Here is a 17,010-nt window from a genome sequence, read left to right as displayed (position 1 = left end):
TTCAGCGGGCCGCTGCCGCGGAGACGACGAAGCGGGTCCGGAGTTGGACTCCGGACCCGCTTCGCTGTCACGTCAGATCACTTCACGTCGTCGTCGACCCAGTCCATCGACTTGGTGATCGCCTTGCGCCACAGGCGCAGCTGGCGGTCGCGCTCGGCCTCCTCCATGGACGGCTCCCAGCGCTTGTCCTCCTGCCAGTTGGCAGAGAGGTCGTCGAGACCGTTCCAGAATCCGACCGCGAGTCCGGCCGCGTAGGCCGCACCGAGCGCCGTGGTCTCCGCGACCACCGGGCGAACGACCGGCACGCCGAGGACGTCTGCCTGGAACTGCATGAGCGCATCATTCGCCACCATGCCGCCGTCGACCTTGAGCTCGGTGAGATCCACGCCGGCGTCCGCGTTCACGGCATCCAGCACGTCACGCGTCTGGAAGGCGACCGCTTCGAGAGCTGCGCGAGCGATGTGGTTCTTGTTCGCGTACCGGGTGAGTCCGACGATCGCGCCTCGGGCGTCGGGACGCCAGTACGGAGCGAACAGACCGGAGAACGCCGGCACGATGTAGACCCCGCCGTTGTCCTCGACCTTGTCGGCCAACTCCTCGACCTCGGGTGCCGAGGAGATGATGCCGAGCTGGTCGCGCAGCCACTGGATCAGCGATCCGGTGACGGCGATCGAGCCCTCGAGGGCGTAATGCGTGGGCTGGTCGCCCAGCTTGTAGCCGACGGTGGTGAGCAGCCCGTTCTTCGAGTGGACGATCTCCTCGCCCGTGTTGAAGATCAGGAAGCAGCCCGTTCCGTAGGTGTTCTTGCTCTCGCCCTTCTGGAACGCCGCCTGACCGAACGTCGCCGCCTGCTGGTCGCCCAGGATGCCGGCGATCGGGGTCTCGCGAAGCAGCGAGGAGTCCTCCGCCGCGCCGTAGACCTCCGAGGACGAGCGGATCTCCGGCATCATCGACCGCGGCACACCGAAGGCCTCGAGGATGTCGTCGCGCCATTCGAGCGTCTCGAGGTCCATGAACATCGTGCGCGAGGCGTTGGTCACGTCGGTGACGTGCACTCCACCGTCGACGCCACCGGTGAGGTTCCAGAGAACCCAGCTGTCGGTCGTGCCGAAGATCAGGTCGCCGGCTTCCGCCTTCTCACGGGCACCATCGACGTTCTCCAGGATCCAGGCGATCTTGGTACCCGAGAAGTACGTGGCCAGGGGCAGGCCGACGATCGGCTTGAACCGCTCGACGCCGCCGTCAGCAGCCAGTCGGTCCACGATCGCCTGGGTGCGCGTGTCCTGCCACACGATCGCGTTGTAGGCGGGCTTTCCCGTGGTCTTGTCCCAGACCACCGCGGTTTCGCGCTGGTTGGTGATGCCCACTGCAGCGATGTCATGGCGGGTGAGGTCGGCGCGGCTCAGCGCCAGGCCGATGACCTCCTGGACGTTGCGCCAGATCTCGGAAGCGTCGTGCTCGACCCAGCCGGCCTTCGGCAGGATCTGCTCGTGCTCCTTCTGGCCCGTCGCGATGATGCTGCCCTTCTTGTCGAAGATGATCGCGCGGCTCGAAGTGGTTCCCTGGTCGATGGCGAGGATGTAGTCAGCCATTGTGTTCTCCTTTGAATTCAGGTCGTTCAGGCGAGGTGCAGCAGGACGGGCGCTGCAGCGGCGGCGATCGCACCACCGATGAGCGGACCGACCACCGGGACCCACGAGTAGGACCAGTCGCTGGAGCCCTTGCCCTTGATCGGGAGGATCGCGTGAGCGATACGCGGGCCGAGGTCACGCGCCGGGTTGATCGCGTAGCCGGTCGGGCCACCGAGGGAGGCGCCGATCGCGACCACGAGGAGTGCCACGGGGAGCGCGGTGAGCGGTCCGAGGCCGCCGGGGGTGCCGACCTCGATGTCGCCGTAGTCGGCGAACGCGAAGATCACGAACACGAGCACGAAGGTACCGATGATCTCGGTGACGAGGTTCCAGCCGTACGAGCGGATCGCGGGGCCGGTCGAGAACACGCCGAGCTTGTTGGCCGGGTCGGGCTCCTCATCGAAGTGCTGCTTGTATGCGAGCCACGTGACGATGGCACCGAGGATCGCTCCGACGAGTTCAGCGGCCGTGGCCGTCAGGAACATCACGAAGCTGATCTTGCCCGCGAGCAGCAGGCCGATGCCGACGGCCGGGTTGAGGATCGCACCGGAGTAGGCGGAGACGAGCACACCGGCGAAGACCGCGAGGCCCCATCCCCAGTTGACCATCAGGAAGCCGCCGCCGAAGCCCTTGTTCTTCGCGAGGGCCACGTTGGCGACGACACCACATCCGAGCAGCACGAGCATCGCTGTGCCGACCAGCTCGGAGAGGAAGTAGAGACCGAGATTCACATCAGCCATGTCTTCTTTGACCTTTCTTGTGTGTCGGGGCCCCTCTGCCCCGACACGTTATGGGAGTTGCGCCGCGAGGAGGGCGGCAGTCCGAGACCCCGTCAGCCGCGGGTGCGGGACGGGATATCGAGTCCGTGTCGTTCGTTCAGCAGCTGGCGCGTCTGCTCGAGCTCGGCGTCGTGACGCGAGCGATCCCAGCCGAGCATCGGCGCGAGCGCGTCGGCGATCTCGTCGAGGACCTCGGCATCGGCGCCACCGGTGAACGCGATGCTGGTGCGACGCAGGACGACATCCTCGAGGCGCGCCACCATCTCGTTCTGCACCATCCACTCGAGTTCGCGCGTGGAGAGGGCGCCGCCGGCAAGCGGAGCGTCCGTTCCCTGCTCGACGTACTCCCAGACCTGGGCGGCCCGGGTGCCGTAGCGGGCGAGCAGCTGATCGGCGCGGGCACCGGCGCCGGGAAGGTTCTCCTGGATCCAGATGCGCTTGGCCTTCTCGGTGCGCGGGAACTCCCGGCCGCCGCCGATCGCGCGTCCCGCGGTGGAGACGGTCCTGGTGCGGTCGATGAGGCCGAGCACGACGTCAGAGAGCGATTCGCCGAGCGCGCGGAACGTCGTCCACTTTCCGCCGACGAGGCTCACGAGGGGGACTGCGCCCTTCTCGTCGACTTCGATGCGATAGTCGCGGGAGACGAATCCGGGAGCGGTGTCCTCATGGCGCGGCAGCGGACGGATACCAGAGAACTTGTACACGATCTGGTCGCGTGCCACGGGGATCGTCGGGAAGACGTGGTGGATCAGGTCGAAGAAGTAGTCGACCTCCTCCTCGGTGCACACCGGCACCTCGCGCGGGTCGGCGTCGATGTCGGTGGTGCCGACCAGGACGCGTCCCTTGAGCGGGTAGATGAGCACGATGCGGCCGTCGGAGTGCTCGAAGAAGATCTCCCGCCCCCGCGTCGCCTCGAGCAGCTCTGGGTGATCCAGCACGATGTGCGAGCCCTTGGTGCCGCCCATGAAGCGGGTGTCCGTGCCCAGCGCGTCATTGGTGAGGTCGGTCCAGGGGCCGGAGGCATTGACGACCACGTCAGCCTGCACCGTGAACTCCGTGCCGCTCTCGCGGTCGCGGAGGACGACCTTGTCGCCGTCGCGGGCGATGGCCTCGACGTAGTTGAGAGCGTGCGCTCCCGGGTGCGCCGTGCGTCCGTCCTGCAGCACGTCGAGCGCGAGGCGCTCCGGGTCGTGCATCGAGGCGTCGTAGTACGTGGCGGTGTACTTGATCTTCGGGTCGAGCGAGGGAAGCTCGGCGAGAGACTTCTTGCGGCCGAGGAACCGATGGCGAGGCACCATCCCTCCGTCACGGGAGAAGGTGTCGTAGATCGTGAGGCCGACCTTGATCAGGAACGCGCCCCGTTCCTGGGGCTTTCCGCTCTTGTGCGTGAGGAAGCGCAGGGGAGCGGAGAGGATGCCCGAGAATGTCGAGTAGATCGGGATGGTCGTCTGGAGCGGCTTGACGTAGTGCGGGGCGATCTTGAGCAGGCCGTTGCGCTCCTCGACGGACTCGCGCACGAGCCGGAACTCACCGTTCTCGAGGTAGCGGATCCCGCCGTGGATCATGTGGCTCGATGCGGAGGATGCGCCGGAGGCGAAGTCCCCTCGCTCGACGAGCACGACATCGACGCCCTGCAGAGCCAGGTCGCGGAACGTGGAGATGCCGTTGATCCCCCCGCCGATGACGAGGACGCTGGTGCGTCCGGATTCACGGACGGCGCGAATCTCCGCGCGCTCCGCCGACGAGTGTGTCGAATCGATCATCGTCGACCCTCTCTTCCTTACTTGCCAACCAGCATCGACCTGTGTGACATCCCGCGCAAGCCCACTGCACATATGTGCAAGGATCGAGGGCGAGGAGGTCATCATGGCCGGTGCAAGCGCGGAATCCCGCGACAGCAAGCTGATCGCGGCGCTCACCGCCGCGCAGCTCTACTACATGCAGGACAAGACGATGGAAGTCATCGCGAAAGAGCTCGGCACCTCCCGGTCCTCGGTCTCGCGGCTGCTGAGCTTCGCGCGGGAGAGCGGCCTGGTCGACATCCGGATCAACTCCCCGCTCGAACGCCTCGGCATGCTCGAGCATCGGATTCGCGACAGGCATCGAGTGGCGGCGCACGTCGTGCCGATGCCGGAGATCCTCAGCGAGGTCGAACGTCTCGAGCGCGTTGCGCTCACCGCCGGACGGCTGCTGTCGCAGTTCGTCGACTCGAACATGGTGATCGGCGTCGCATGGGGCTCGACCATCAGTGCGGTGAGTCGCGGGCTCACGCAGAAGGAGACGCACAACACGACCTTCGTGCAGCTCAACGGGGCCGGGAACACGCAGACGACCGGCGTGGAGTACTCCAGTGACATCCTGCAACGGTTCGGCAGCGCCTTCGGCGCACAGGTCCAGCAGTTCCCCGTTCCCGCGTTCTTCGATGACCCCGCCACCCGCGAGGCCATGTGGCGTGAGCGCAGCACTCGTCGTGTGCTCGATCTGCAGGCGAAGATGGACGTCGCCGTGTTCAGCCTCGGCTCGCCGGCCGCCGAGGTTCCGAGTCGGGTCTACGTCGGGGGCTATCTCGGACGCGATGACTATCGCAGCCTTCGGGAGGACCATGCCATCGGCGACGTCGCGACGGTTTTCTTCCGGTCCGACGGGTCCTGGCGCGACATCCGTGTGAATGCCAGAGCCACAGGTCCCGGCCTCGACCGTCTGCGTCGCGTCCCGCGTCGCGTGTGTGTCGTCTCGGGAATCCCGAAGCTGGTGAGTCTCCGCGCGGCCCTGGCCGCTGGCCTGATCACGGATGTCGTCCTGGACGAAGGGCTCGCGAGGCGCCTCGTCGAGGACTGAGCTCGCTGCCCTCGACCGCTAGGGCTCGTCGGTGGAGGACTCCGGCCCGGAGCGGAACTCGCGGATCAGGTGGTGCACCACCGCTGAGAGGTCGCCCCCCGCGGCATCCGCCACCGCGAGTTGTCGCGCGTAGCTCGCGCCTCCCTCCAGGATCGTGGCGATGCCGCCGAACTCGCGACCGCAGCCGAGCTCGACGGCTGTCGGGGTGAGGGCTTCGAGCGTCTCCGTCAGATGCTCGCGCACCGGGCGCTGCGTGCCGTCGGCGTCGACGATCACGCGGGCCTCCAGCCCGTAGCGCGCGGCGCGCCACTTGTTCTCGCGGTGGAACCAGGCGGGAAGCTCCGGAAGTGCCTTCCCCTCGTCGAGCTGTCGTGAGAAGTCCTCGACGAGCACCTGGACGAGCGCCGCGACCGATGCCAGTTCCGGCAGGGTGGAGAGCCCGTCGCACGCGCGGACCTCGATGGTGCCCCAGCGTGGAGCGGGACGGATGTCCCAGCGCACCTCGGTCGCGTCGGCCATGACACCCGTGCGCACCATGTCATCGAGGTAGGACTCGTACTGCGACCAGTCGTGCAGCGGCCACGGCAGGCCGGCGGTGGGAAGCTGCTGGAACACGAGTGCGCGGTTGGAGGCATATCCGGTGCGTTCTCCCGCCCAGAACGGGCTCGACGCCGCCAGCGACTGCAGGTGCGGGAGGAACCCGGCGAGAGCGTTGATGATGGGGAAGACCTTGCGCTGGTCCTCGACGCCGATGTGCACGTGGATTCCCCAGATCATCATGTTGCGTCCCCACCACTGGGTGCGCTCGATCAGGGTGTGGTAGCGCGACTTGTCCGTCACCTGTTGGTCGTACCACTGCGCGAAGGGGTGGCTTCCGGCCGAGAGCAGCTCGACACCCGCCGGATCGGTCGCGGCCCGCACCGCGGTGATGGCGTTCGCGATGTCGTCGACCGCATGAGCCACGGAATCGCCGATACCGCTCGTGACCTCGATCGTGTTGGTGAGCAGTTCGCCGGTGACCGTATGACGCTCGTCGGCGCTCTCGGCCTCGAGCGCGGCGAGAAGTTCGGGGGCGCGACCGACGAGGTCACCGCTCGCGGGGTCCGCGAGCATGATCTCCCATTCGAGGCCGACGGTGGACCGGGCGGATGAGGCGAACTCGAGCTTCACCCGCACAGTCTGGCACGCGAGGCATGCGACACGGCAACGGCGGTTTCCCCACGTTTCGCGCCTGGCGCGCGCATCTGGCAGAATAGAGGGCTGGACCACCTGCTCGACCCTCTATCCAGCAGGTGTCCACACTCATTTGAGCTTCCGCCGGGTGTGCACCCCACTCTCCAGGCGACCGGTTCGTTTCCTTCCACACAATTCAGGAGAATCGTGGCTGTCAAGATTCGTCTCAAGCGCCTGGGCAAGATCCGTGCGCCGTACTACCGCATCGTCGTCGCCGACTCGAAGACCAAGCGCGATGGTCGCGTGATCGAGGAGATCGGCAAGTACCACCCCACCGAGGAGCCCTCGTTCATCGAGGTCGACTCCGAGCGGGCGCAGTACTGGCTCTCCGTCGGCGCGCAGCCGACCGAGCAGGTCGCCGCCATCCTCAAGATCACGGGCGACTGGGGCAAGTTCAAGGGCGACAAGGACGCGAAGTCCACGCTCAAGGTCGCCGAGCCGAAGGTCCCCTTCGAGATCGACGCGTCCAAGAAGTCCGTCGTCAAGCCCAAGGTCGAGAAGAAGGCCGAGGCTCCCGCTGAGGAGGCTCCCGCCGCGGCCGACGCGGAGGCCGCTGAGGCTCCCGCAGCAGACGCAGAGTAATCCGTCGTGCTCGCCGCCGCGCTCGAACACATCGTCAAGGGGATCGTCGATCACCCGGAGGATGTTCGCATCAACGAATCCACGTCGCCGCGAGGCGACCTCCTCGAGGTGCGCGTGCACCCCGATGACCGTGGACGCGTGATCGGGCGCGGCGGCCGCACTGCGAAGGCCCTTCGCACCCTCGTCAGCGCACTCGCTGACGGGCGTCGGGTCCGCGTCGATGTCGCGGACGACTGACGTGGTGCCGAAGGACCGCAATCAGGGCAAGAACCAGTTGCGTGTCGGACGCCTCGTCAAGGCGCACGGACTCAAGGGTGGGCTCAAGCTCGAGCTGTACACGGACAACCCCGAGGGTCGTTTCACCCCCGGTGCCGGATTCACCTTGCAGGTGCCCGAGGCATCTCCGTGGCACGGCAAGCAGATCACGGTGCGCGAGTACCGTGTGATGAACGGCAATCCCGTCGTCTTCTTCGAAGACGTCGACGACCGTGACGCCGCCGACAGCCTCGTCAGGGCGATCCTGTGGATCGACCAGGACGCTGACGAGGTCGAGGACGACGCATGGTTCGACCATCAGCTCGTCGGACTCGATGTCGTCCGAGACGACACGGTCATCGGGCGGGTCATACGGGTTGAGCACTTCCCGGCACAGGATCTCCTCATCGTCAAGGCCGGCGAAGACGAGGTCATGGTTCCGTTCGTCGCCGCCATCGTCCCGACCGTCGATGTGCAGGAGGGCCGCGTCATCGTGACGCCGCCGCCGGGACTCTTCGAAGAGGTCGCAGAGACCGCGGACGCCGAGCCGCAGGTCGCCCCGGACGCCGACGCGTCCGAGTGACCGCTGATACGGTTCCTCCGTGCGCATCGACGTCCTCTCCATCTTCCCGTCCTACTTCGACGGCCTGACGCTGTCCCTGCTCGGCAAGGCGCAGAGCACGGGTCTCATCGACCTGCGTGTGCGAGACCTGCGCGACTGGACCTCGGATCGTCACCGGACGGTGGACGACACTCCGTACGGCGGCGGCGCTGGCATGGTCATGAAGCCGGAGCCCTGGGGGCTCGCGCTCGACGAGATCGCCGGTTCCTCCGACACCGAGGACGGGCAGCGACCGACCATCATCTTCCCGTCGCCGGCGGGGGAGGTCTTCACCCAGAAGACCGCACGTGAGTTGGCGACCCGTGAGCATCTCGTCTTCGGCTGCGGTCGTTACGAGGGCATCGACGAGCGCGTGTTCGAGTTCGCCGCCGATCTCGGCGAGGTCCGATTGATCAGCCTCGGCGACTACGTCCTCAATGGGGGCGAGGTCGCGACCATGGCGATGATCGAGGCGATCGGCCGACTCATCCCCGGTGTCGTCGGCAACCCCGAGAGCCTCGTCGAGGAGTCGCACGAGGACGGACTGCTGGAGTATCCGTCCTACACGAAGCCCGCGTCATGGCGTGAGCGTGACGTGCCGGACGTTCTGCTCAGCGGCAATCATGCCGCGATCGCCGCCTGGCGTCGCGAGCAGCAGTTCGTGCGGACCCGAACCCGTCGACCCGACCTGCTTGCGGAGGGCGAAGCCGCGTCATCGTGATCGACGGGCAGATCTGAATCCCGTCGGGCCCGGCGTCAACGTCCGCCTCAGAGAATCCGCTCGGAGCGGCGTTCGATATCGAAGACCACACCGTGCGGATGCCGTAGACCGAGCGCACTCGATGCGTCCAGCCCTCGCAACTCCGCGCGCAGCATGCGTCCGATCATCTCGTGGCTCACGAGCAGGGGGACGCCCTCGGCCGCCCACCCGCAGTTGCTGAGCGCCTTCCGCGCCCGAGACCTGGCCTGCGCGTAGCTCTCCCCGCCCGGGAATGCCCAGCCATAGCGGTTGGCGGCGCGTTCCTCTCTGGCGGTCGGGTAGACCTCGTCGATCTCTTCCCATGTCATCCCGGCGAGCTCACCGTGGTGGAGCTCTGCGAGCTCCGGCACCTCGATCAGTTCCGCTCCGATCCGATCGGCGATGATGATCGCCGTCCGCATCGCTCTGCCGAGAGGGCTGGTGCACACGGTGAGCACGTGAGCGCCCACGAGTCTGTCCGCGATCGCGTGGGCGTGGGCGACACCGGCCTCTGTCAGTGGAGAGTCGAGCTGGCCTTGGAGTCGGTGCTCGACGTTCCACACGGTCTGCCCGTGCCGAGCGAGGAGCACACGCTCCGGCACATGACGGTCCTGCGGAATCATGGATTCAGAATGGCATACGCCGCAGTTCCCGGACCCGCGGGTTGTGAGATGAGCCTTGGTAGCGTCGAGTCATGCCTGAACATGCGCTCGCAAGGTCGTTCGAGATCATCGGTGACGACTACGACAGATACCGCCCCGGATTCCCGGAGGCAGCGGCGGCCATGATCGTTCCGACAACCGTCGACGTCGGGCTGGACCTGGGTGCCGGGACCGGCAAGTTCACCGAACTGCTCGTCGATCGTGCGCGGCGCACGGTGGCCGTGGAGCCGTCGGAGCGCATGCTGCAGGTGCTGCGAGTCAAACTCCCCGACGTGGAAGCTCAGATCGGAGCAGCGGAGCGGATTCCGCTCGGGGATGCGTCAGTGGACGTCGTCACGGTTGCCCAGGCCTTCCACTGGTTCGATCGTGACGCGGCCTGCGACGAGATCGCTCGCGTGCTGGTCCCCCGAGGGGCGCTCGGGCTGCTCTGGAATCGCTCCGATCCGACGTGCACCTGGGACCGGGCTTGTCACCGCATCGCTCATCCGGCGGTGTCCGAGGCCGACGCGACGACCGACGGTGCGGCTGAGGAGCTTCCCCATTTCGAACTCGTCCGCCGGGAGGAGATCCATTGGGCCGAGCGCATCTCGCGCGACCACTATCTTCGTCGATGGGCGACGGTGAGCAGCCTGCTCGTCGCCGAGGAGTCGACGCGTGCGCGGATGCTGGGGGAGATCGGGGCGGTGCTCGACAGTTCAGCGGACACGCGTGGAAGAGAGATGCTCGACCTTCCGCAGGTCACGGACGTCTACGTCTACCGCCGCGCCTGAGAGACCGGCCGCACTCGATCAGTCGACGCCGAGGAACGACCGGTCCGTGAGGATGAGGGGTCCGTCCTCGGTGATGGCGATCGTGTGCTCCGAGTGTGCGCCGCGGGAGCCGTCGACGCTGCGCAGAGTCCATCCATCCGGGTCCGTGACCAGTTCGTCGGTCGTCGCAAGGAACCAGGGCTCCAGTGCGAGTACCAGGCCCGCACGCAGGGGGAAGCCCCGTCCGGCGCGGCCGTCGTTCGGGACATGCGGATCCCCGTGCATCGTGCGCCCCACGCCGTGTCCGCCGAAGTCGGTGTTGATCGAGTAGCCGTCTCCGTGGGCAACGGCAGCGACAGCTGAGGAGATGTCGCCGATGCGGTTACCGACCGTCGCGGCGTCGATCGCTGCCACCAAGGCGCGCTCGGTGGTGTCGATGAGTCGGAGGTCTTCTTCGCGCGCGGTCCCGACGACGAACGAGACTGCGGAGTCCGCGACCCATCCGTTGACGGAGACGGCGAAGTCGAGGGTGACGAGGTCACCGTCGCGCAACGTGTAGTCGTGGGGGAGCCCGTGCAGGACGGCGTCGTTGACCGAGGTGCAGATGACCTTGCCGAACGGGCTCGCACCGAACGAGGGGTGGTAGTCGATGTAGCAGGACTCGGCTCCGGCTTTGCGGATCAGGTCGTGTGCGCGTCGATCGATCGAGAGGAGATTGGTCCCGACCTTCGTCTCGTCGCGCAGCGTCGCCAGGGTCTCAGCCACGAAGCGCCCTGCGGCGCGCATCTCATCGATCTCGGCGGGGGTGCGCAGTTCGATCATCGGGTGTCCTCTCGTCATCTCCATTCTCCCTGATCCCGCACCGGCGGATCCCCGACCGCTCTCAGCGAACACCGGGACACGCGGGGACGCAGCGACGTACGATCTGAGCATGTGGTTGCGACAGGCCTTCTTCCGCTGGCTCCTTCCGGCGGCGTTCCTGCTGCCGCTCTGGCTGCTGATCGGGTGGGGAGTCTTCCAAGGCGGCTGGTCGATCCTCTGGGTGCTGCTCATTGCGATGCCGTCCGTCTTCCTGGGCCAGCTCCTGCTGACGCTGCTCACGCGTTCACGGCCGTCCGTCCGCATCGAGCGTGCCGTCTCCTGGTGGGACGTGGCGGGGTTCACCGTGTGGAACGGGCTCACGATCGCCGTCGGATTCTTCATCGACGGGGCGTTCCCCTGGTTGCTCACCGGTGCGATCGTGGCGGGGATCGCCCTGATCTGGTTGCAGCTGTGGCAGCTGTGGAACGAGGCGAAGGGGAGCGGTACCCGACTGCGCGAGACCATCACGTGGTCCACGATCCCGACGGTCGATGAGCCGGCGCCCCCGACGCGCGCGCACGAGATCATCGTGGTGCGGGAGACCGATTCCCGCGACTGACGTCGTCGTTTTGGCCGGGCGCCGTATCCGTGGCAGAATGAATGTTTGTGCTGTGACCGGCTCTGCCACAGGGGAGCCCGCGGACGCGTCTGCTCCGTACAGCTCACTCTTTTTCTTGTTCCTTTGAATACATGCATGCGACCTGTGGCGGGTGCAGAGAGAGACGATCATGCAGATCCTCGACGCCGTCGACGCGGCTTCCCTCCGTTCGGACATCCCGGACTTCTTCCCCGGTGACACCGTCAAGGTGCACGTGAACATCACCGAGGGCAGCCGCTCTCGTATCCAGGTCTTCCAGGGCGTCGTCATCGGCCGCCAGGGCGACAGCGTGCGCGAGACCTTCACGGTCCGCAAGATCAGCTTCCAGGTCGGCGTCGAGCGTACCTTCCCGGTGCACTCCCCGGTGATCGACCACATCGAGGTCGTCACCCGCGGTGACGTGCGTCGCGCGAAGCTCTACTACCTCCGCCAGCTGCGCGGCAAGAAGGCGAAGATCAAGGAGAAGCGCGACCGCTGAGTCGCAGCATCTCCACAGCACCCCGGGACACGATGTCCCGGGGTGCTTTGTTCTCCCACCGGTGTGCGAACCTAGATACCGTCGCCGCACGACGGTGCATGATCGTGAAGGAACCTGATGACCGAATCCCCGTCCGCGCCCACGTCCAGACGTCGTCGCGGGTTCCTCGTATTCCTTCGCGACGTCCTCGTGATCGTCGTGATCGCCGCGCTGGTCTCGTTCGTGGTGAAGACCTTCGTCGTGCGTTCGTTCTACATCCCCTCCGCATCGATGGAACGTACCCTGTTGATCAACGACCGCATCCTGGTCGATGAGCTCACGCCGCGATGGACCGACTACGAGCGAGGTGACGTGGTCGTCTTCAAGGATCCGGGCGGGTGGCTCGACGGTCAGCCGCAGACCCCCGCACAGCCGCCGCTGGTCGAGGCCGTCGACTGGGTGCTGAACTTCGTGGGCATCTCCGCGACGGACTCGCAGGACCACCTCGTCAAGCGCGTGATCGGTCTGCCGGGCGATCATGTGGTGTGCTGCAACGCGCTCGGCCAGATCACGATCAACGGCGCGCCCATCGACGAGCTCAGCTACCTCAATCTGCCTCCCGGGGACACGGCCGCGTCCAACGAGCCCTTCGATGTCGTGGTCCCGGAGGATTCCGTCTGGCTGCTCGGAGACAACCGCGATCGCTCGCGTGACGCCCGTGCGCACCAGGATCTCCCCAGTGGCGGATTCGTGCCGATGGAGAACATCGTGGGAAAGGCGTTCCTCACGACGTGGCCGTTGAACAGGCTGGGACCGATCGACGGGCACCACGAGATCTTCAACGGCGTCCCGGATCCGGAATGACCGTCGTCGCACCGAAACTCACTCTCGAGAGGCGCCTCCTCGGTGAGTGCGAGGTGATCATCTCGCTCGACGAGGTCGGCCGAGGGGCACTCGCGGGTCCTGTCGCCGTGGGCGCGGCCGCGATGAATGCCGCAGGCGCGCGTCGGCGCGTGCCGGAAGGCCTCCGCGACTCCAAGCTCGTGACGGAGAAGCGCAGACCTGAAGTCGCAGCACGCGCCGCCGCATGGGTGCAGGCGTCGGCCGTCGGGTGGGCGAGTGCGGAGGAGGTCGACGAGGTCGGCATCATGCGGGCGCTCGGTCTTGCCGCGTCGCGTGCGGTGCAGGCCGTCGCGGATCAGGGGGTCGCGCTCGACGACGCTCTCGTCCTGCTCGACGGCAACCATGACTATGTTTCGAGGGCGCATCCGGTGCCGCTCCACGTGCGCCCGGTGATCAAAGCCGACCGGGACTGCGCATCCGTCTCCGCGGCGTCCGTGATCGCGAAGGTCGCGCGGGACCAGCACATGGCGGAGCTCCACGAGACGTATCCCGCGTATCAGTGGAACCGCAACAAGGGCTATGCCAGCCCCGAACATCGCGACGCGATCCGCGCCATCGGGCTCTCCCGCTACCACCGCGCGTCGTGGGCGATCGCCGACGTTCCCACCCTTTTCTGAGCCGACCGCGGCGCGCACGGCCGACCGCTGGATGACGCGCCCCGGTGTCCGCGACTCTAGGATGGACACATCATGGATGAGGAAGCCTTCGACGACTACGACCGCGAGCTCGAGCTGGCACTGTTCCGGGAGTACCGGGATGTGGTGTCGCAGTTCCAGTACGTCGTCGAGACCGAGCGGCGGTTCTACCTGGCGAACGAGGTCAACGTCGTCCGTCGTGACACCGAGCATGATTTCTATTTCGAGATCTCGATGACCGACGTCTGGGTGTGGGACATCTACCGAGCCGACCGCTTCGTGAAGGCCGTGCGCGTGCTGACGTTCAAGGACGTCAACGTCGAGGAACTGCAGCGCCGGGAGTTCGAGCTCCCCCAGGAGCTCTCGCTCGACGGCGAGTGACGGCGCCTCTCGACGAAGCATCTCGGGGAGCTCTCTCGGCGCGTTGCGGATCTCGGTGTTCCTGCACCCCGCGCTGCGAGTTCGAGTTCTCCCCGACCACCGGGGTTGTGCGCCGGCGCCGGCCACGTGCGATCCGCATGCGCGTGAAGCTGGCCGTATGGCAGCGAAGGACGAGCTCGGAAGAGCAGGGGAAGAGCGGGCCGCTCAGCATCTGAGGCGTCGCGGGTACACCGTGCTCGCCAGGAACTGGCGGTGCGCGCAGGGAGAGATCGATATCGTCGCGGTGCGCGACCACCACCTCGCGGTGGTTGAGGTCAAGACGAGACGGACCGCCGTTTACGGGCACCCGTTCGAGGCCATCGACGCTCGCAAGCGACGTCGGCTCTGGCAGCTCGCTCAGGCATGGGCGACGGAGAATCCGGAGGAGGCGCGAGGGCGCGTCCTCCGGCTCGAAGCGATCGGCATCATCGGGTCCGATCCGGCCTCCGGCTCGCTCGAGCACCTCGTGGACATCGCGTGACGACCTCGCGCACCTGGGCGGTCGCGCTCACCGGCGTCGATGGGCATCTCGTCGAGGTCGAAGCCGACATGTCGAACCAGACACCGGAGTTCCGGATCATCGGGCTCCCCGACAAGTCCCTCGGCGAAGCCGTCCAGCGCGTGCACAACGCCTGCAAGAACGCCGGGCTGGATCTTCCACGGCGACGGCTCACGGTGAATCTGTCGCCGGCGAGCCTCCCCAAGCACGGCGCCGGGTTCGACCTGGGGATTGCCATGGCCTGCCTCGCTGCAGGCGGTGTCATCTTACCGCGGTCGATCTCGGCGACGGTCCACATCGGCGAGCTGGGTCTGGACGGCAGGATCCGGCCGGTGCTCGGGGTTCTGCCGGCGGTGTTCGCAGCGGCACGCGCCGGATTCGAATCGGTGATCGTGCCACGGGGAAACGAAGCCGAGGCACGTCTGGTACCGGGTGTCGATGTGCGCGCAGCCGCTTCACTCGCAGAGGTCGCGGTCTGGCACGGTGCCGATGTCGAAGTGCCCGACGTGGAGGCGGTCGTGCTGGCATCGACTCAGAGCGGACCACGTGACACGCTCGACCTCGCCGATGTCGTCGGTCAGGAGGATGCCGTGGAAGCGTTGGTCGTCGCCGCTGCCGGCGGTCATCATCTGCTGTTGAGCGGACCTCCGGGGGTATGACCTTAAACATGTATATGAGAAGGGGCCAGCACGCCAAGCCATCTCACGGCCGTCTCTGGTCTTCAGATGGTCCTGAACTCCATCAGCCCTCGGCCTCGGCCCGTTCTTCCGCACGCCTGCATCGACCCGAATGCCTCTAGGACGACGGGGCCTCCAAGAGGAGAAGGTTTTCGCCCCGACGCGTCAGGTTGTGGTGTGTGCCCTAGCCGGACTCGCCTAGCGCCTGCGTCGCTGTGATGTTAGACGGGAAGGGCGTCCCTGCCGACATCTCTGAACAGTAGCTGGGATTCATGCGTCACTTCACGACTGGGGCCCGGTTGATAGCGGCGGAGGCTGTTTCACAGTTGGAACACTGTGGGCTGCGACACACTCTTTACCGTGGATACAGATGCCGTGGCGGCTGTCACATTTGGGGGCGCCGCGGCATGACTACCCGCGCTTCTTAGAGCGGGTGCAAGGACATTCCCACCTATCTGTTCCGCTGGCCAATGAGCCTGTTTCAAGGGAGAAACACATGACAAGCACCAAAGCATCGCCGCCGGCGATGACGCCCCGCCGGGCGGCGACAGCCGCCCTCCTCGGTAGTGCACTGGAGTACTACGACTTTTTTGTTTACGGCGCGGCAGCGGCCCTCGTTTTCAATGTGCTGTTCTTTCCTTCCGGAGATCCCGCTGTTGCCTTGATCGGATCGTTCGCGACTTTCGCGGTGGGTTATGTGGCACGGCCCGTCGGCGCAATGGTGATGGGGCACTTCGGCGATCGTCTTGGCCGCAAGAAGGTCATGCTCGCCACGGTGGTCATGATGGGTGCCGCCTCGTTCTCCATCGGATGTCTTCCGACATTTGACCAGGTGGGACTGCTGGCCCCGGCACTGTTGGTGGTCTTGCGAGTGGTCCAGGGTTTCTCCGCGGGGGCTGAATCCGCAGGCGCCTCGACGTTGACAGTTGAACATTCCCCCGTTGGACGCCGGGGCTTCTTCACCAGCTTCGTTATGGTTGGCTACGCGGTCGGCTGCTCGTTGGCGACCATTGTTTTCCTTCCCGTGGCGCTCCTGCCCGCCGAACACCTCTATGGCTGGGGCTGGCGGGTTCCCTTCTGGCTCAGCGCGGTCGTTGTCGTGATTACTTACTACGTGCGGAGCCATCTGGAGGAAACGCCCGTGTTCGCTGAAGCGAAGGAAGAACGCGCAGTCCGGAAGCTGCCGCTGAGCGATGTTTTCAAGTACCACTGGCGCAGTGTGATTTGTGTTGCCGGGGCATCGCTGATGGCAGCGATGCAGACTTTGTTCGCTGTTTTCAGCTTGTCCTACGGAACCTCGGTCGGGGTGGACCGGAGTGCGATGCTCGCGGTCATCTCGGGCGCCATAGCGCTGTCCGTCTTCACTCTTCCGGCAGCGGGCTACCTCTCTGATGTCATCGGCAGGAAGCGGACGATGCTGATTTCCTCTGTAGGGTGTGCGGTCACGATCTTCGGTTACCTTTGGGCGATATCGACGACGGACGTCCTGCTGATCGGGGTCTCCGCGTTCATCAACATGACGTTGTTCTTCAGCTGCTACAACGGGGTGTGGACGTCGTTCTTTGCCGAGCAGTTCCCGGCACCTGTGCGCTTCACAGGCATGGCTGTCAGCAATCAGCTGGGCAATCTCCTGGCCGGCTTCGCGCCGATGGTCGCGGCGATGATTCTCGTGCCGGGCCCGTCCGGCTGGCTGCCGGTAGCAATCTTTGGTGCGGTAGCCGCCGGCATCGCGGCCGTCGCAGTCCTCGGGATGCGCGAGACTTCCAAAACCCCCACAGAGCTGCTCGGTGGGCCGCGGGCTCAACCCACAAATCCCAAACGTTCCCTGGACGAGCCTGCCGGGACCAAGAGGACCGTTCAGGCGGTAACGGACTAGACCCAGTAGACCCTA

The 17,010-nt window shown here is 66.1% G+C and carries 19 protein-coding genes and 1 pseudogene; 14 read left to right on the top strand and 6 right to left on the bottom strand.

Annotated elements, in window-relative coordinates; genetic code table 11:
• Positions 1-77 precede the first annotated feature (77 nt).
• The 3 genes from glpK to MicroSTF_RS03240 form a co-directional block, all read right to left on the bottom strand.
• Complete coding sequence (gene glpK, locus MicroSTF_RS03250) at positions 78-1,592, bottom strand: glycerol kinase GlpK (RefSeq protein ID WP_021200455.1); 1,515 nt, start codon at positions 1,590-1,592, stop codon at positions 78-80.
• 26 nt (positions 1,593-1,618) lie between these two features.
• Positions 1,619-2,371, bottom strand: a complete 753-nt coding sequence (locus tag MicroSTF_RS03245; protein ID WP_021200456.1) for an MIP/aquaporin family protein — start codon at positions 2,369-2,371, stop codon at positions 1,619-1,621.
• 92 nt (positions 2,372-2,463) lie between these two features.
• Entirely contained in the window at positions 2,464-4,173 is a 1,710-nt protein-coding gene (locus tag MicroSTF_RS03240) for a glycerol-3-phosphate dehydrogenase/oxidase (RefSeq protein WP_021200457.1), read from the bottom strand.
• Between the two features lie 103 nt (positions 4,174-4,276).
• On the opposite strand from MicroSTF_RS03240, the gene MicroSTF_RS03235 reads away from it, so the two are divergent.
• Positions 4,277-5,248, top strand: a complete 972-nt coding sequence (locus MicroSTF_RS03235) for a sugar-binding transcriptional regulator (protein ID WP_021200458.1) — start codon at positions 4,277-4,279, stop codon at positions 5,246-5,248.
• Positions 5,249-5,266: 18 nt separating this feature from the next.
• On the opposite strand, the gene MicroSTF_RS03230 is transcribed toward MicroSTF_RS03235, so the two are convergent.
• Positions 5,267-6,418 carry a glutamate--cysteine ligase gene (locus MicroSTF_RS03230; protein ID WP_029265454.1) on the bottom strand — a complete coding sequence of 384 codons (1,152 nt, stop codon included), beginning with the start codon at positions 6,416-6,418 and terminating at the stop codon, positions 5,267-5,269.
• 210 nt (positions 6,419-6,628) lie between these two features.
• Between MicroSTF_RS03230 and rpsP the strand changes: the two genes are divergently transcribed.
• Genes rpsP through trmD form a run of 4 tightly spaced genes read left to right on the top strand, consistent with a single transcriptional unit; the run spans position 6,629 to position 8,640 of the window.
• The gene (gene rpsP, locus MicroSTF_RS03225) at positions 6,629-7,063 is read left to right on the top strand and encodes a 30S ribosomal protein S16 (protein ID WP_021200460.1); all 435 of its coding nucleotides are present in this window, start codon (positions 6,629-6,631) and stop codon (positions 7,061-7,063) included.
• A gap of 6 nt (positions 7,064-7,069) precedes the next feature.
• On the top strand, positions 7,070-7,300 hold the full coding sequence (locus MicroSTF_RS03220) for an RNA-binding protein (protein ID WP_017830729.1): 231 nt from the start codon (positions 7,070-7,072) through the stop codon (positions 7,298-7,300).
• A complete protein-coding gene (gene rimM, locus MicroSTF_RS03215) occupies positions 7,284-7,901 on the top strand; it encodes a ribosome maturation factor RimM (RefSeq protein WP_136024839.1) in 618 nt (205 codons plus the stop codon). Before MicroSTF_RS03220 ends, rimM begins: the two co-directional genes overlap by 17 nt.
• Before the next feature lie 19 nt (positions 7,902-7,920).
• Positions 7,921-8,640 carry a tRNA (guanosine(37)-N1)-methyltransferase TrmD gene (trmD, locus tag MicroSTF_RS03210; protein WP_322953538.1) on the top strand — a complete coding sequence of 240 codons (720 nt, stop codon included), beginning with the start codon at positions 7,921-7,923 and terminating at the stop codon, positions 8,638-8,640.
• Positions 8,641-8,687: 47 nt separating this feature from the next.
• Here trmD and MicroSTF_RS03205 read toward each other — a convergent pair whose 3' ends face one another.
• Positions 8,688-9,281, bottom strand: a complete 594-nt coding sequence (locus MicroSTF_RS03205; RefSeq protein WP_322953536.1) for a histidine phosphatase family protein — start codon at positions 9,279-9,281, stop codon at positions 8,688-8,690.
• A 71-nt stretch (positions 9,282-9,352) separates the two neighbouring features.
• On the opposite strand from MicroSTF_RS03205, the gene MicroSTF_RS03200 reads away from it, so the two are divergent.
• Positions 9,353-10,090: a class I SAM-dependent methyltransferase gene (locus MicroSTF_RS03200; protein WP_315068041.1), complete on the top strand. Its 738-nt coding sequence runs from the start codon at positions 9,353-9,355 to the stop codon at positions 10,088-10,090.
• Between the two features lie 18 nt (positions 10,091-10,108).
• On the opposite strand, the gene map is transcribed toward MicroSTF_RS03200, so the two are convergent.
• Positions 10,109-10,891 (bottom strand): type I methionyl aminopeptidase, encoded by a 783-nt coding sequence (map, locus tag MicroSTF_RS03195; RefSeq protein WP_322956324.1) that lies wholly within the window; start codon positions 10,889-10,891, stop codon positions 10,109-10,111.
• A gap of 109 nt (positions 10,892-11,000) precedes the next feature.
• Here map and MicroSTF_RS03190 point away from each other — a divergent pair, with 109 nt between their 5' ends.
• The 8 genes and pseudogenes from MicroSTF_RS03190 (at position 11,001) to MicroSTF_RS03155 (ending at position 16,995) form a co-directional block, all read left to right on the top strand.
• A complete protein-coding gene (locus tag MicroSTF_RS03190) occupies positions 11,001-11,489 on the top strand; it encodes a hypothetical protein (RefSeq protein WP_031207612.1) in 489 nt (162 codons plus the stop codon).
• A gap of 169 nt (positions 11,490-11,658) precedes the next feature.
• Positions 11,659-12,006 carry a 50S ribosomal protein L19 gene (gene rplS / locus MicroSTF_RS03185; protein ID WP_017830722.1) on the top strand — a complete coding sequence of 116 codons (348 nt, stop codon included), beginning with the start codon at positions 11,659-11,661 and terminating at the stop codon, positions 12,004-12,006.
• A 117-nt stretch (positions 12,007-12,123) separates the two neighbouring features.
• Complete coding sequence (lepB, locus tag MicroSTF_RS03180) at positions 12,124-12,849, top strand: signal peptidase I (RefSeq protein ID WP_021200473.1); 726 nt, start codon at positions 12,124-12,126, stop codon at positions 12,847-12,849.
• Entirely contained in the window at positions 12,846-13,505 is a 660-nt protein-coding gene (locus MicroSTF_RS03175) for a ribonuclease HII (RefSeq protein ID WP_322953529.1), read from the top strand. Before lepB ends, MicroSTF_RS03175 begins: the two co-directional genes overlap by 4 nt.
• Positions 13,506-13,577: 72 nt before the next feature.
• Positions 13,578-13,904, top strand: coding sequence for a DUF2469 family protein (locus tag MicroSTF_RS03170; protein WP_017830719.1), 327 nt, complete (start codon positions 13,578-13,580; stop codon positions 13,902-13,904).
• Between the two features lie 157 nt (positions 13,905-14,061).
• The gene (locus MicroSTF_RS03165) at positions 14,062-14,424 is read left to right on the top strand and encodes a YraN family protein (protein WP_021200475.1); all 363 of its coding nucleotides are present in this window, start codon (positions 14,062-14,064) and stop codon (positions 14,422-14,424) included.
• A pseudogene (locus tag MicroSTF_RS03160) lies at positions 14,421-15,095 on the top strand (magnesium chelatase domain-containing protein); the annotation flags it as partial. The gene MicroSTF_RS03165 and the pseudogene MicroSTF_RS03160, both read left to right, overlap by 4 nt.
• 520 nt (positions 15,096-15,615) lie before the next feature.
• A complete protein-coding gene (locus MicroSTF_RS03155; RefSeq protein ID WP_254590240.1) occupies positions 15,616-16,995 on the top strand; it encodes an MFS transporter in 1,380 nt (459 codons plus the stop codon).
• The last annotated feature ends 15 nt before the right edge of the window (positions 16,996-17,010 follow it).

The organism is Microbacterium sp. STF-2 (assembly GCF_034650155.1).
Classification (GTDB): Bacteria; Actinomycetota; Actinomycetes; order Actinomycetales; family Microbacteriaceae; genus Microbacterium; species Microbacterium maritypicum_A.
This window is presented reverse-complemented; position numbering and strand designations above follow the sequence as displayed.